General features: G+C 35.5%; 18 protein-coding genes. All 18 read right to left on the reverse strand.

All coding sequences use genetic code 11. From position 1 onward, the window contains the following. Positions 1–19: 19 nt before the first annotated feature. A complete protein-coding gene (locus tag DUT69_RS05955; protein WP_113652183.1) occupies positions 20–919 on the reverse strand; it encodes a helix-turn-helix domain-containing protein in 900 nt (299 codons plus the stop codon). Further along, positions 919–1,278, reverse strand: a complete 360-nt coding sequence (locus DUT69_RS05960) for a hypothetical protein (protein ID WP_113652184.1) — start codon at positions 1,276–1,278, stop codon at positions 919–921. Before DUT69_RS05960 ends, DUT69_RS05955 begins: the two co-directional genes overlap by 1 nt. Positions 1,279–1,314: 36 nt before the next feature. Further along, complete coding sequence (locus tag DUT69_RS05965) at positions 1,315–2,097, reverse strand: SDR family oxidoreductase (protein WP_113652185.1); 783 nt, start codon at positions 2,095–2,097, stop codon at positions 1,315–1,317. Between the two features lie 145 nt (positions 2,098–2,242). After that, complete coding sequence (locus DUT69_RS05970) at positions 2,243–3,277, reverse strand: bestrophin family protein (protein ID WP_113652186.1); 1,035 nt, start codon at positions 3,275–3,277, stop codon at positions 2,243–2,245. Between the two features lie 93 nt (positions 3,278–3,370). Then, positions 3,371–4,474 carry a hypothetical protein gene (locus DUT69_RS05975; protein WP_162796192.1) on the reverse strand — a complete coding sequence of 368 codons (1,104 nt, stop codon included), beginning with the start codon at positions 4,472–4,474 and terminating at the stop codon, positions 3,371–3,373. A 42-nt stretch (positions 4,475–4,516) separates the two neighbouring features. Then, positions 4,517–5,077, reverse strand: a complete 561-nt coding sequence (locus DUT69_RS05980) for a hypothetical protein (RefSeq protein WP_113652188.1) — start codon at positions 5,075–5,077, stop codon at positions 4,517–4,519. A 20-nt stretch (positions 5,078–5,097) separates the two neighbouring features. After that, complete coding sequence (locus tag DUT69_RS05985; RefSeq protein ID WP_113652189.1) at positions 5,098–5,976, reverse strand: hypothetical protein; 879 nt, start codon at positions 5,974–5,976, stop codon at positions 5,098–5,100. 275 nt (positions 5,977–6,251) lie between these two features. Beyond that, complete coding sequence (locus DUT69_RS05990; RefSeq protein ID WP_113652190.1) at positions 6,252–6,575, reverse strand: TfoX/Sxy family protein; 324 nt, start codon at positions 6,573–6,575, stop codon at positions 6,252–6,254. A gap of 38 nt (positions 6,576–6,613) precedes the next feature. After that, entirely contained in the window at positions 6,614–7,498 is an 885-nt protein-coding gene (locus tag DUT69_RS05995; protein WP_113652191.1) for a YdgH/BhsA/McbA family protein, read from the reverse strand. Positions 7,499–7,861: 363 nt separating this feature from the next. Next, entirely contained in the window at positions 7,862–8,488 is a 627-nt protein-coding gene (locus DUT69_RS06000) for a cupin domain-containing protein (RefSeq protein ID WP_113652192.1), read from the reverse strand. A gap of 121 nt (positions 8,489–8,609) precedes the next feature. Next, a complete protein-coding gene (locus tag DUT69_RS06005; protein WP_113652193.1) occupies positions 8,610–9,137 on the reverse strand; it encodes a hypothetical protein in 528 nt (175 codons plus the stop codon). 182 nt (positions 9,138–9,319) lie between these two features. After that, complete coding sequence (locus DUT69_RS06010; RefSeq protein ID WP_205314213.1) at positions 9,320–10,159, reverse strand: DUF4184 family protein; 840 nt, start codon at positions 10,157–10,159, stop codon at positions 9,320–9,322. An 87-nt stretch (positions 10,160–10,246) separates the two neighbouring features. After that, positions 10,247–10,609 (reverse strand): hypothetical protein, encoded by a 363-nt coding sequence (locus DUT69_RS06015; RefSeq protein ID WP_113652194.1) that lies wholly within the window; start codon positions 10,607–10,609, stop codon positions 10,247–10,249. 3 nt (positions 10,610–10,612) lie between these two features. Next, positions 10,613–10,957: a hypothetical protein gene (locus DUT69_RS06020; RefSeq protein WP_113652195.1), complete on the reverse strand. Its 345-nt coding sequence runs from the start codon at positions 10,955–10,957 to the stop codon at positions 10,613–10,615. A 178-nt stretch (positions 10,958–11,135) separates the two neighbouring features. Continuing rightward, complete coding sequence (locus DUT69_RS06025; RefSeq protein ID WP_113652196.1) at positions 11,136–11,891, reverse strand: YwqG family protein; 756 nt, start codon at positions 11,889–11,891, stop codon at positions 11,136–11,138. A gap of 195 nt (positions 11,892–12,086) precedes the next feature. Continuing rightward, entirely contained in the window at positions 12,087–12,935 is an 849-nt protein-coding gene (locus DUT69_RS06030; RefSeq protein ID WP_113652197.1) for a GIY-YIG nuclease family protein, read from the reverse strand. Continuing rightward, positions 12,935–13,135 carry a hypothetical protein gene (locus DUT69_RS06035; protein ID WP_205314214.1) on the reverse strand — a complete coding sequence of 67 codons (201 nt, stop codon included), beginning with the start codon at positions 13,133–13,135 and terminating at the stop codon, positions 12,935–12,937. The genes DUT69_RS06030 and DUT69_RS06035 overlap by 1 nt, the downstream gene beginning before the upstream one ends. Next, complete coding sequence (locus DUT69_RS06040; RefSeq protein WP_113652198.1) at positions 13,122–14,669, reverse strand: rhomboid family intramembrane serine protease; 1,548 nt, start codon at positions 14,667–14,669, stop codon at positions 13,122–13,124. Before DUT69_RS06040 ends, DUT69_RS06035 begins: the two co-directional genes overlap by 14 nt. Positions 14,670–14,737 lie beyond the last annotated feature (68 nt).

Consider the following 14,737-nt stretch of genomic DNA (forward strand, 5'->3'; position numbering starts at 1 on the left):
ACAGAAAATGTTAAAGTTTTTAGTTAAAACTTGATCGAAACGCCAAAGGCGAAAAATTTGTTTTGCTTTTAAACAATTTGCTAAAACTTTGAGAATGCTCGAAACCCAGTTGGTAAGCAATTTCAGAAACTGATAATTCGGTGGTAGAGAGTTTTTCTTTCGCTTTCGCGATAAGCTTATCGTGTAGGTGTTGTTGAGTAGATTGCCCGGTTAATTGTTTGAGCAAGCTTCCTAAATACTTGCTGGAGATATTTAATTTATCTGCCACAAATTGTACCGTTGGTAAACCTTTCGAAACCAAATCTTCTTTGTTAAAATAGTTTTCTAAAACATCTTCTAACTTGCCTAAAATCTGGTGATTTGTTATTTTTCGGGTAATAAATTGTCGCTCGTAAAATCGTTGGGCATAGGTAAATAAAAGTTCCAATTGGGCGATTATCACATCCTGACTAAACTTATCAATATTAGCGTTATACTCGTTTCTGATATTTTCAATAATTCCGTTCACTATTGTTTCTTCCCTGTCTGATAGAAACAAGGCTTCGTTGGTGGCGTAACCAAAATATTCGTATTGTTTAATTTTTTTGGATAAAGGTGCATTCCATAAAAAGTCTGGATGTATAAAAAGCATCCAACCTTCTAATTTGGGAGGTGAGCCATTTGCATCACCACGTAAAATTTGTCCGGGTGCCATAAAAGCCATCAAACCTTCGTCAAAATCATATTTCTGCTGGCCGTACAATAAATTGTTGCAACCACGTTTTAAGGATACCGCATAAAAATCAAAAATTACAGCATTAACTTCAGTTTTGTTGCTAAACTTAGAAACATCTACAACGCTGATAAGAGGATGGTTTGGTTTTTCTAGTCCAGCCAAACGATGAATTTCTGTGATGGATTTAACGTTATAAGGTTTCATTAAACAGTTTTGATAAACGGATATTTCAGCCAGATTAATACTAATGGAATGATTAAAAACGGAATTTCCATTAAAACCATTTTGAAATTGCCTACTCTCATTGCCAAAGCCATTATTACAACAATTGATATTGCATTTAGCATATTGCCTAGGAAAAATGTTTTCGGAATCAGTAATAAAACACCAATCAACAAGGTCAGTCCTCCAAATAGTGGAATCATTGCTTCGCTGATGCCTAGCTCATTCATCATTTTTAAAGATTCGGGATGTTTTTTATAATTCAAGGTGTCCCAACCGTGTTTGAAAGCCAAGAATACTGATGCCAACAGCAGCGCTAACGAGATTATACTTTTTATCATGTTCTAAAAATTTTTGATACCAATTTATCGAATTTCCTATTTATTTTTTTGTAGTTTTTTAATTGCCTTAAATTCTTTATGTCCAAAGTTCAACAGTACATTAGGCATTAATCTAGTGGCTAATTTTATTATCCTAATTGGAAATGGTTTCAATTCCTTTTTGCCTTTTAAAATTCCTTCAATGGCTATTTTCACCATTTTATCTGCGCTCATCATCATGGCCGAGTTAGGCTGTTTTATCCAATCGTTTTGAAGATTGGTTTTTACCCCAGGGGGAATCATTTCGAAAACCTTTACATTAGTATCTTCCAATTGCAAGCGTAAAGCTTGGGTATATGCACGTAAGCCTGCTTTTGTAGCGCTATAGATAGGTGCGGGAGAATAACTCATAAAAGCAATTCCGGAAGTAACGTTTACAATGCCTGCTGATTTTTGATTAAGCAAATGTGGTAGAAACTGGTGTGTCAATTGAATGGTTCCAGTAAGGTTGGTGGCAATCTCCTGGTTGATGTTTTCTAAATCCAACGACTGATCTTGCAAGTCTATTAAACGCATCATACCAGCATTATTGATGATGATATTTAAATCTGGAAAGAGCTTGGTAACCGCATTGTACAAATCTTTAATATCATTTGGCTTGCTTACATCACTTTTAATCGTATGCACTTTGGGAAACTGTTTTTTGGTCTCATCTAACGCATGCTGTTTACGCCCCGTTACAATTACGTTAGCTCCAATTTCTGTAAGTTGTTTTACAAATTCTAATCCCATTCCGCTGGTTCCGCCAGTGATGAGGATGGTACTATTTTTTAGCTCCATTTTCTGATCTTTTTGTTAAAGCAAAGTTCTGTAGAATGCAGGAGGCGGATGTAGCCAAAAGTCGTATTGTTGTAGTTAAAAGTAATAGTTGCGCATTTCCAGACCAATCTAGAAAAAGATAATTGGATGGTGATAAAGCCAAGTCTTACATCAAAAATCCATCAACAGGTTTTATAGGTTCTGGTAAATCGGTTTCACCAAGCATTTGCAACAAGTCTATTTCAATAGTTCGGCAAATACTGTTCATCGGTACATCATTACTTAAACCTTCAAACGGATTTTCCGTATAGTCGCCTACTAATTCCATCATTACGAAAATCCAGCCGGTTAATGCAACAAACGGAACGGAAAGCCAAATGCCGAAAGAACCAATTTTTGCAAACTCTGATACCATGCTAAAAGGAAACAAAACGATAAATATGCACACAAAAATAAAACCTACTGCGGCGTATTGACGCGGTAAAGGCGTTTTTTTGATACGTTCGGCTTTGCCTTGGTGGTCGTAGAAATCATTCAGTATTTTTTGCATTTCTACTTGCCTAAAATTATCTACCAATCCGTTTTTATTTAACTCGGCGAGTTTTTTTGCTTGTGCGTGGTTAATTTGCGTTGCCCCGTTTTTAAAATTTGCTAATTGATTAAACTCAGATTCAGCTATATATTTTTTTTGCTGTTTTGCAGTAATTCCATGTTCCACCAAACCAATTCCAGCTTTTTCGGCTCTACCTCGGTTTAAATTGCCAACGTGGTTTGCCAGGCCTTGATGTTCCCAAGAAGTTACCTGTAAGAGTTGATCTCTCAACGTGTAGGTCCAGGCGATATGGCGGTAAATGAGATCTCTTTTAAATTGATGAACGGCAGTGGCTGAATGTTTTTCATCTTGCCAGTTTTGGATATAAGCTTCTACCATGCTTCCCCACATGCGACTGCTGTTAATAATGCCTCCCCAAATTTTTCTGGCTTCCCAATATCTATCGTAAGCCTGGTTGTTTTTAAAACCCACATAAAAGGCAACCGAGGTACCTATTACAGAAATTGGTAACCAAGGAACATTAAATTCTCTGATGGGTGTAAATTGGTATAATGAAGCGACGATAATTGCCCACAACGTGAGCCAAAATAGGTGAAAGCCCGAAAATTGCAAAAGCCCTTTAACGGTGTAGTTTTTGTAGATGTACATTAGATTTTGTTTTTCGAAACTAATATATAAAAAGTAACGAGCAAAAACTGCGAGCTTTGTGTGCTAATTGGAAAATTCTATCTGCTAAAAACACTATTTTTTCCTAATAACGTAAAGTCCTTTCTTGCCATTTTCGTGAAAATTGGTGCCATAATCGTAGGCTAGAAAACCAACATCACTTTTATTGGCAAAATTTAGAGGCAAGCCGAAAAGGTAAATATCGCTTTGCGTAATTTCGCCTATGCCATTGTGTTTGTACGCAACGGTTTTAAAATTAAATACTTCATTGTGTACATTTAATTCGTAATAAGCAGTGCCGTAAAAGGTATTAGGAATACCGGGATTATAATATCCTTCGGTAGTATAGGTTTCCTTAGAAAAAGCCAGGGTTTTTAATGTGCCTAAAGCTTCATATTTTAGTGCTTGGTCTGGAAAAAAAGAAAAGTCTGAATTGTACGGCGTAATGTAATCGTCGGTATGACGAAGTTCATTAGAATAAGTTGCCCTTGCTGGGTCTTTAAGAAAATGCTCTTCGTGCCATTTATGAGGAATTTTTCTGCCTTTTATTTTACACTCTATTTTCGAACCTTCTGCATAAACGTACATAGGGCCAGCGTTTAAAAAAGTGTAAAGTTTTGTCCATTTACCATCGTTTCGGAAGTACACGCACTGTGCGTTTTCCAAATCGGTATGCCAACCGTAAAGCACAATGTCGGCAGTTGAATACTTCTGTTCGAATATTTGTTCCCATACTTTTGGCGCTAGGTTTTTATCGCGATTAAGCACTTCGCTAAAAGGTAGGGAAAGCGGCTTAACAGCAGAAAAATCATAAATACCATCAGCGCCGATAACAAAACAATTAATAGATTCAACAAATCTAAAGGCGTCTTTTTCATCAAACTTAAGTTCAAATACGTTTTCTCCATTGCTATCTATTTTGATGATATGAAAGTATCCATTGGTTTGGAAGTTGCTTAAGAGAAAGAAATTGTTTTGCGGAAAGTAGCGTATGTTAACATTGGCTGTTTCTGTAGCTCTGTAAATTGCATATTTGTCTGATTTTAACCCATCGTTTAATTCAGGAAACTTTTTGTAGTTAGTAAAGAGCAATTTAGGGGATAGGTTGATTACCGTGCACCTATCTATCACTAAAATGATGATGATAAGAATAAATATGAAGAGATACATTTTTTTCATTTTATGAGGTGGAGGTTTAATTTCTTTGGATTTTATGAAGTTTTAATAAACCTTGCTTCCGGCAATGGTAAGTGCATGTGTAGTTTTTATAGATGGGCAACATCTGCCATCAGTTTCTGCATAGGCTAGTTTTTCGACGTAGATTTTGCCTTTGTTTATTTTAAGGAAGCTAAACATATAGTCGGGCTCATATCCGGCAATTACGTTAACGGCTGATCCGGTATTTTTGTAAAGTGTTAAACCTTGGGCAACGATGGTATTTCCACCTTCGTTTGGCGCAAGAGAAAAATAAATGGCGATATCCTCCAAGCCATCTCCGGTAAAATCTCCAGTAAAGGTGTCCTGGCTATCCAAATAGGCATTGTGCGCATTTAACATCGTTGGTAAATACTTCGCAAATTGTGCTTCTGCGAGTTTTACGGCATCTTTTAGCGGAATTTTTTTCTGGTTCGATTCAGCTGTTCTTAATTCAAGATCCTTTTCTTTCAATGCCAATTCTTTTTCTTTTAGTTCTAGTTCCTTTTGCTTATCATCGGTGGCATTGTTACAGCCAAGTGCAGTGAGCATAATTACTAAAACGAGAAGTCTATATTCTAATTTCATATCGTTAACAATCTAAAAAATTAATAATACGTAAACGTCATCGATTTAACCATTGTACCCTGCTTTGGATCTACAACTATATAAGTGGTACAATTTTTTTGCTGGTCAAATTTTTTATAAACCTTTACACTTTTATCGTATTTACGTTTGTAAACAACGTCTTCATCGCCATTTTTTGAATGCCATGTCTCTTTGCTCACATCGCCCAAATGGTCATATTCAAATTGCACACGGTTTTTTAAACTTCCGTCCTCGTCATAGCTTTGGGTTTCTATTTTTTGTCCGTATTCGTTATACGTGTATTTGTTGTCGAACCTAAATTCATTGTCTTCGTTATGCTGTATTCTCACCTGATTTTTATCTGCAGCATAGCTATACAGCCAAATTTGCTTATGGTACTGTTGCTTAACCAGGTAACCGTTCTTATTATACTCAAATTTCATATCTCCAGCGAAGTCAAAATCATCGCCTTCTAAACGGCTTCGTATGATATTTAGCTCGCCGTTTTTATCGTAGATTAAAGAATCTATATTTGTGCTTTCGCTACCAAATCGTTTACCAAATGATTTTCTATTAATTACCCTTCCATTTTTGTCAAAAATAACCGTACAATCATTATCCATTTCGGCCAAAGGCGGATAATCGGCTTCTTCATTTCTATCAAATACTTCATAGTTGCTGACATCAATAACGGAATCCTTGGGCAGATAAACGGTTTTTTGCGATACCGATTTCAGTTTTCCTTTTAGGCCATATTTTTCAACCGTTTGATTAATTTCTTCTTTAGTAGCCTGATAAATACTTTTGGGCTGTAAATTGATTTTCTCCACCTGGTTTTGAGCGCAACTTTGCAGACAAACAAAAACTAAGATAATGGGGATGATATTTCTAGCTTTCATATTTTTATTAAATGATTTCTAGCGCTTTTTCTAATAGGTTACGCTATTAACAACTGAACATTATAAAAATAGAATAAGAATAGTAAATAAATATCTCCGATTACAATTCGCTGGGCTTTATTAACAATTCGTTGGATTTTGATTGTTATTTGTAATTGGCTTGAGGGAGTTAGTAGGGATTGTTACCTGCATGACTAGTAAAGTCGCTTGCCTGTTATGTTTAATGGCTATCAACCTGTTAATTTTTTGCGTTCTTTTTATAACGAGAAATTGGTTTATTTTTTCTTCCTGGCTTTTGTTGGTGGCAATTCTGTAAGCGAAATTCTAATTAATTCGCTCAGCCAATCGCTATCTTCGATTTTTTCTTCAATCAGGAAGCTTGGCTTTGCACCTTCGTATGGTGATGCTTCAACAACGTCTCCAATAAATGCTCTTCCGGAAATAGTTGGCTTAACGAATAACTTGTTGTCGCAAACCAAGGCGAACAATATTTCGTCGGCATAAATCCCATACTCGCCAAACATTTTTTTAGCGGTTATTTTTCCTGCATTTTTGATTTGTTCTACAACAAAATCCACGAAATTTTGGTCGGAAGCCATTGTTTAATATTTTATTTTAAGATTAGCCATGCATCAAACTACTGATTCCAATTCGTAATTGCTTTTTGTAAAGCAGCATCGGTATTTAATAGTTTTGACAGCTCATCATCGATTAATTTTTGTTTTTGCGATAACAGAATGCTCCATATTTGTTTCATCGAAGATGCTCCGCCCGCATCATAAATATCGCCCGCTGTAACATGGAAACGACATTGATACCAGCCGTAATTATCGGGAAAATTTTTAGCTATTTCGTTATAATTGGCTTCAAAATCTTCCAGTTTTGTAAATTTTAATCGCTGAGTAGGGAAGGACGAAACAGCCGTTTTTGTAAACACAGTGATGTACGGTAGTTGTTTCGGGTCGTTATCAGCTAGATAAGTGTGTAATAATACATTGCACAATAATTCGTTTAGCCAGTTACGTTGACTAAGCATTTTGGCTGCACTCTGAAAAGCATGTCCTAATTCGTGTATCGCTAATAAATCGAAGGCATTGGTTAAATTTATTTCACCATTCTTGTCGGTATAAGTTGCTTTCATTTTCTCGGCAAGCTCTTTAGGCAATTTGTCGACCGGAGGTGCATTACGTTTCCAAAAATCATTATTTTCTGATGCTACCACCAATCTTCCGTCGGGTAAATAATGTGGAATACCATAAATAGCTTGAGGGTGGGCATATTTTTTCCAATCAGTAGGAGACAAAACTAATAAGGTATAGTTAGGTTTTACATCGAATTGTTTTTGAAAGTAGATTTCAGCTTTAGCAACGTCAGTTGATATTTTTACGGCTCTTTCTTTTGCGTTCTCGCTAAAGTAAACGTTTTGGCTAATGTTGCCCAGCTTTTGAAGGCCATAGTAGGTTTGGGCAAAACTTACGTTGGTAAATGCTAAAAATAGCACGATGATAATGTTGGATTTCATGCCTTAAGAGTTTTGATTAAAATTATTGTGAGGCTTTTCGCTAATGGGGAACTGCTTGGAAAAGAGGGGGGTAGGTGCGTAATTTAACTAAAATACAAATTTTAATCGAAGTATAAAAGCCAATATTATTAAAAGGTTCAATTGAAAAACCGCTGTTGTATTTTGCTGTTTCGCATCAAATTGCAACCGACTAAGCCCTTACCGAAGCCAAACCATTGTTAGTCGCAATTTTCTTAAATTCCTGTATCTCATTGTAGTCGGTTATCCCTAAAAGCTCTATTCCTCTCAAAAAGTTAATTTTACCTTTCTGAATGCAGACGGAGCCTTTCAGCTAGCTTTTGGCAACACCTGCCTGCTGTGTTTTTATTTTTTCAGATTTTTCAATGCTAATTCTATGTCAATTGGCTGTCCTACGAAGGCATTATTCGCAAAAAGCAATTTAAGTTCTTCTGGTGAAAATTGTTTGCTCATTTGCGCTTCATTCATGTATCCATTGTGACAAAAAACGTCATAGAATTTTTCTAGTTCTGTTGATATTGGTTGATGGATTGTTAAGAGTTCTCCTGGATTGTCCTTGATATGATTTGCAAAAGTGTGCTTAGTTCCTCTTGGTATAAAAACGGTATCACCTTTTTTGATAAGGGATATTTCGTCTTCTATTTGTATAAGGAATTCACCCGATACCACATAAAATATTTCGTCGTCTTTGTAATGAATATGCAATGCTGGCCCACCAATTTCCTTATTTGATAAATTAGAACCAGCACTTATGTACAATTGATTATCTGTGTCTACTGAAGATACCATGCAGCGACCATAAGTGTCTTTGGCTGAGGTTTTTTTTGCGAAAAATCTACTTTCGTCGGCTTTTACTACAAAGCCTTTTTTCGGATTTTTAGTCGCATCAGCTTGCCCAAAAAGATTGAATTTTGCAAAGGCTGTAAATGGCATTGCAAGAATTGTCGCTAAAAGAAATTTTCGTCTTTCCATAATATGTTTTTTTAGGTGTATTAGCCTAATTTATAACAAATTATTGAATTTTTCACATCACACCGCCTACCGCAAACGGCGAAGCGATTACCGATGGTAAATCCTTGTTAGCAACAGTTTTTTATTTGTAGTTTCCTTTATTCCAGATTTTTTCGACTATTTCATCTTGACTATATTCAAAGTAGTTGCCTTGTTTGTCTTTATTTCTTTGAAATAACTTATAATCGTAAGTGTTAAAATTCTTTTCTAGGAATTTACCAAAATAGCCATTTCCAAAAGTGGTATGATTATAAAAGATAGATTTGAAGCTTTTATCCTCTTCGTCTGGAATTTCGTAAGTCTTAATTCGCCTAACAATTTCGCTTAGTTCAGCTTGGGTTATCTTACTTACTTGTTTTGCGTCAGGTAAACTAATGTCAAATGCTAAATTTTCGGCTCCGTCTTCTTCCCACCATTCCCAAAGATTAAATTGTGACATATCTTTTCCTGTCATCTTGTGAAGCGTATTTTCTAATCTTTGATATTCAGCGTTGTCATCGTCTCCATTTTCGTCACTATAGTCGGTGTATGTCAAAATAAGTTTTAATACTTCAGGATAAATTTTCTCTGCAGTTTCAAAATCGGGTTCTATTTCTTGTCTTAATTCCATTGTTTCGATTTAGTCAGACGGTCGGATTTTAAAATTGCTGGTAATGTTTCGGGGCTTTGCGATGGTGGGGCAATAGAAGCACAAATCTTTAATTTTGCACAAAAGCTTAATCGGAGAACGGATGTTGGACTTTGCGCTTTGGTCCAATCGAAGCACGTCAGCCCGCCTATGCCAACCTGATGTTATAGCCAGTTTTTATTTCTTTTCATTATTAATGATGTCAAAATTAATGAAATTATTGTCGCTGAAATGCTTGTTACAATTACATTTCCGTATTTTCTGATGTCAAGCCCGTATAAAAGTCGTGTCCCAATAATTGTCAAAGTCAAACCTGCGAAAATCGTCCAGTATTTCAAATTTATGTTTTCATTCTCAGTCTTGTTTGTCGGTAGTTTATAAATGGCAAAAGCAATTACAAGTCCACCGAGTAAAGTCGAAGAATGTTGCAATATTTTCAAGATTGGAATTTGTCTGCCTAAAAAGGCAACCGAGTTTTGTAATGCTGGAATTGTCTGAACAAAATAACCGTGGTCGTGAGTAAAACTGTCCCAAAAAATGTGAGAAGCGGCTCCTATTAAAATTGATATTGTCACCACTAACCAATTTTGTTTGAAGTGTCTGTTCCAATCAAAATTCTTAAAAGTCGAAAATCGTGATTTTAAAAATATCGGCAAGTTGTCGGATAGTCTGTCACGAACTATGTTATGAAACAAAAATGCAAGTAAAAGTCCAAGTGGTAAGTCAAACCAAAAAAGTCCGTCAATTGTATGGCTGTAATTACTCTTAATTCTCATTCTTAAAAAATATTCAAAGTCTGGTGTCAAACTACCAATTACAAGTCCAGTCAGCGAAAACCATTTTTTCGGCAGGTATGTCAGAGGTAAAACGATTGCTGGATGTGAGAATGTAAATGGCATTTTTTCTTTGTCTGTTCGTTTATTTGTTTCGGTGTCGTCTTTTACAATGACCGCCAACGTTTCGGGGCTTTGCGATGGTGGGGCAATCGAAGCACAAATCTTCAATTTTGCACAAAAGTTGAACCGAAGAACAACTGTTGAACTTTGCAGTTTCGCCCCACTATTGCAAAACCCTTGTTATAGCCAGTGCTTTTATTTTTCGTTATTGTAAATACGTCCTTCATACCATTTGGGTTTACTTTCTGGTTGTCCATAATAGCCCCAGTCTGTCAATGTTTCAATATAATTTTCTTTATCGTATTTGTTGTAATGAAATGGATTTAATGCAGAACAATAAAAGCCAAATTTTTCTCCTTTATCAAAATCACTCATATCGTCCGTTGTAATTATCAGCGTTCCGAATTTACTGCCGAAACTTTTGATAAGTAAATCATATTTTATTTCTTTATTGTCTATTTTCAACAAAAAAGGTGTTTCAATTTGAATTTCAAGGTCTTTTGACGCTTCTTTCCAAGCCTGTATTAGTTTTTTATTTTCTTGATAGTTGTCAGCCATTGTCTAATGATATTTTTCTAAGAGTATAATTGGTGTTTCAATTTCTCCTGTCCACTCACTTGCAACATAAGCGTAATTGTCAAGAAATTTATCAAGCTTGATATCGTTAATGTCGTCAGCCAAGTGTGCTTTTAGCTCCGTTTTCCAAAAGTCAAAAGATTTATCGTAGCTAATCCATTCTAATTTTTTTCCTACGTCCGCAATGACGAACTCAACAGGATATTTTTTTAAGGTTTCTTGGACATTGTCTACCGTTAAGTATTTTTCTCGTTTTGCGAAAACACTTTCATTGTCTGTCCAAAGCTGTATCAGCGGAAATTGAGTTACTATTTTCTTGGTATTGTCCATTGATGTAGTGTTTTTTAGTATTGGCTATAACGTTTTGGGGCTTTGCGATGGTGGGGCAATAGAAGCACAAAACTTCAATTTTGTACAAAAGTTAAATCGAAGAACTACCCTTGAACTTTGCAGTTTCGCCCCACTATTGCAAAACCCTTGTTAGCCGTAGTATTTTTTCGGGTTCATTTTAACAGCAGTCCCAATTAAACCACGCTTGGTCAAAATCTCTTTCTTTTAGACTTTTGGGATTAATGAATAAATTTCCGACACCAGAGTCGCCAAACATAATTTCTTCGTCGGTGTCAATCTGTAAAAGAAGAATTTCGTCTTTTTGACTGTTATTATAATCTCTTGGGTCTGATTGTGTGAAATAAGCATATCCACCAATTTTATGTCCAGCTCCTTCTAAGATTTTGTCCATTTCAGCTTTTTGTTCGTCAGTTAATTTTTCTTGATATTCATAATAACTTTCTCCATTGAAGTCCATATCAAATCTAAAATCTTCATATCCTCCGTATTCAACAGCTTTTTCAAAAGCCAATTTATGTTCTCTATAAACTGGGCTTTCTTCATACAGTTTCTCAGTTAAAAATGAGAAATCTGTTTGATATTCGTTTTCGACATATGGATGAAAAAGAATTTTATAATCGTCCATATCATACCATTCAGTAGATGAAATAAAAAACTGTAAAATCCCGTCAGTTGGATAATTTTTGAGATGTGGTGTTTCTGCAAAGTTGATTTGTGCCAAAAGTATCATTGGATTACCTAATTTGTCCTTTGGGTAGTCAATTGTGTTTGGTAAATATGGTTTTCCTAAAAATTTACTTTGCGTAAAAGTTAATTTTTCTTCTTCACTAATTGGCGTTGCTTTTATCTTTATACTTTCAAGTCTGAACTTTTCAAGTTTGTCTTTAAATTCCTCTAAAAATTTTGGTATCATTCTCTTTTATCAGTTGGTTGGTTTGTTAATATTACGGCTAACGTTTCGGGGCTTTGCGATGGTGGGGCAATCGAAGCACAAAACTTCAATTTTGCACAAAAGTTGAACCGAAGAACAATCGTTGAACTTTGCAGTTTCGCCCCACTATTGCAAAACCCTTGTTACCTGCTGTTATATTTTTCATTTTGTGTTTCGTTAATTTTTTTTAGACCGCAAGTTCGAAAGCAAACGTCTTAAATCAAAGTTTATAATGTTGCTATTGTCTTTTAAGTTTAATGGTGGATTGAAGTGATTTATTAATTCTACTTCAATGTTGCTAAAGTCTGATGTTGGCAAAAAATACATCATCAGATTGTTAAGCATCCATTCTGATAATTTCTGTTCGTCTTCAATACTGAATTTCGTCTTACCTGTTGTTGGGTCGCTGTCTCTTGGAATTTGCTTGTAGCCAAATAATACACCTAAACTTTTACGAAGTGTAGAGCGTCCTGCATTGTTACCTTTAAAATGTTGTCTAAAATCTCTTGTCCGTAAACTGCCACCTGCAATTCCTGTATAAATTACTTGTAGTCCGTCAAAACTTGTCAGAACGGGTTTGATTGAAACTGTAGATAGATTTGAATTTTTCTTTAAACACAAAATATAGTTGCCCGAACTATTTGCAATAATTGTTTCGCTGTCTGTTTTAGGGTCGAAGCGATTTAATTTAAAAATATCAAGATTTGATTTTAAACCTTTTGATTTTTGAATTACATGAATTTTGTTCTCAACTATTATTGGTTTTTCAATAATTTTAGCCGTTGTATTTACTTCGTGTTTGTAACTTCCGCCACTAATTTTAATTTGCCCTGAAAGAATAAGTTCTTCAAAGTCTGCAACCGTGTAGCCATCTTTTTTTGAACTAAAGTCGGAATAATGAAAACCAATTTTTCGGATTTTTCCTCGAATTCCTTTTTGTTTGCCGGGTGTAGATATAACTTTTTCTGCAATAAGTTTTTTGATTATCAGGATTTGAGAACTAGTAAATGTATTTTGTCCTTTCATTACTTGTCAGTGTTAGTTGTATCGTTCTGCAATAATAGCAGGTAACGGTTTTCGTATTGGCGATGGGCGGGATTTTTATCACTAAGGCTGATACGAAGAACGAAAGTTGAATTTTGCACTTCCGTTGATACGAAGCCGTTCAGCCCGCCTATTGCCAATACGATGTTGGCAGCCGTAATTTTTTGTCTATTCGTTTTCACTTTGTCGTTTTAATGTTGGGTATAAAATTAGTCCAACTATAAATCCGCTCAAAAGTCCGCCTATATGAGCCGCATTGTCAATACCACCTGTCAGTCCCATAAGCAAGTTAAAACCAACGAAAATAGCTGTGCTTATTAGAAACGATTTTGCAAAGTCAGGATGAAATACTTTTGTCAGAAGTAATGCAAGGAAAATTCCGTAAAGACCAAATATAGCTCCCGAAGCTCCAACACTAATTGTTGCGTCATACCACCAAAGGCTTGCTACACTTGCTAAAATTCCTGTCAGTAAATATGCGATTAAATATTTTGTCCGTCCAAGTAGTGGTTCTAAGAAAATACCGACAAACAAAAGTCCATACATATTGGCTAATAAGTGCATTAGTCCACCGTGTAAAAATGTGCTTGTAAGCAAACGCCACCATTGCCTTTCTGTTGTTAACGGTCTGAAATTAGCTCCCCAATTCAATAAGTCTTGTCCTTTGAAAGAGATAAAACCTAAGCCCATTACTGTCATTAAAAGAAAAATTCCGATGTTGATGTAAATAAGTATAGGTGTAATAAAGTAACCTTCTTTGGGTTTAAGGAAGTCAAGAAATTCTTGCATTTCTTTTTGTGCTGCCTTGTCTGGTTTACCTGCTTTTATTCTTTCAAGTTGTTTTTGGTCAATTTTTGGAATGAGCAACATAATTAACCAAACTAATGAACCAATAAGAGCCGAACCAAAAATCCATTGTAATTTTTTTCCGTTCCTTGCTTCAAATGGTTCATTAACTCCAACTAAAATTATTTTGCTAGGTTTGTAATTTGGATTTTGTTTGATTGCTTCAATATATCCGTCCTTGTCGTCAGAATTGCCAATTCTGTCTAAATACACAAACTCTGAAACATTTTTGTTGTCAAAGTCTTTTTGACTTTCATTCGCAAACTCCTGATATTTTTCTTCTTTCTCATTTTGTTCAAGTCGGTTACTGATTGACTTGTAATATTCTACACCTAACCAACCTAATGGCTCTTTTGTTAAAGTATCATTTTTGCTTTCAAAAATTGGCATTGCAACATAAATGTGCATATTAAAACGGTCATTGTGTTTTCCACTTACGTCAAATGCTGAATGAACCCCAATAGCTCGCTTGTCAATGTAGTATGTTTTTAAAGAGTAGTATTTTGTCGATGCTGAGTTGTTGATTTCTTTAATGGAATTTAGTTCGGTAAGTTTTCCTGTCGCTGTTACGATATACTCTTGTGCAATTATCAACGGAATTGTCAGAGCAATCCAAGCGATAAAACTGTAAAAGTCCCGCCAATTTCCACGTTTTGCTTCAAGGTTTAGAATTTTGAATTTAGGTCGTAAGAAAAACCAAGCTGCTAAACCTGTCAGCACGATAGGGATACCAAAATTTGTGATAATCTCTTTTAGCGAAAAGAGGTTCAGTTCAATAAAAAGTGTCCAATGGATTAATGTGTAACCAACAGTCAGTCCGACAAGTGTTAGGATGAATGGTTTGAAAATGATGTTCAGTTTATCTCTCATTGTTTACGCTGTGTCCGTTATTATGGCTGCCAACGGTTTGCAGCTTGGCGAAGTGGCGGAAATCTAAG

The sequence above is a fragment of the Pedobacter namyangjuensis genome (assembly GCF_003313325.1).
Classification (GTDB): domain Bacteria; phylum Bacteroidota; class Bacteroidia; order Sphingobacteriales; family Sphingobacteriaceae; genus Pedobacter; species Pedobacter namyangjuensis.